Source organism: Shewanella sp. AS1 (genome assembly GCF_021412565.1).
In the GTDB taxonomy this organism is placed as follows: domain Bacteria; phylum Pseudomonadota; class Gammaproteobacteria; order Enterobacterales; family Shewanellaceae; genus Shewanella.
Map to the genome: position 1 here is coordinate 1 of NZ_JAKCLJ010000096.1, position 286 is coordinate 286.

Consider the following 286-nt stretch of genomic DNA (forward strand, 5'->3'; position numbering starts at 1 on the left):
GCGCTTCCGGTAGACTCGGCAGCGATTCCCCGGGAGATCCGCCGTGACCTGGTTCGAGAAGATCATGCCGTCCCGCGTCAAGACGGAACGCCGCACCCGCTCCGTCCCGGAGGGCTTGTGGGTCAAGTGTCCGGCCTGCGATGCCGTGCTCTACCGCGCGGAGCTCGAGCGCAACCTGCAGGTCTGCCCCAAGTGCACCCATCACATGCGCATCGGCGCGCGCGACCGGTTGGTGCGTTTCCTCGACCCCGAGTCGCAGCAGGAACTCGCCATCGACGTCGAGCCA

1 pseudogene is annotated in these 286 nt (G+C 67.5%); it reads left to right on the forward strand.

The features are described from left to right. Positions 1-43: 43 nt before the first annotated feature. Positions 44-286 (forward strand): annotated as a pseudogene (locus tag LZP69_RS16210) (acetyl-CoA carboxylase, carboxyltransferase subunit beta); the annotation flags it as partial.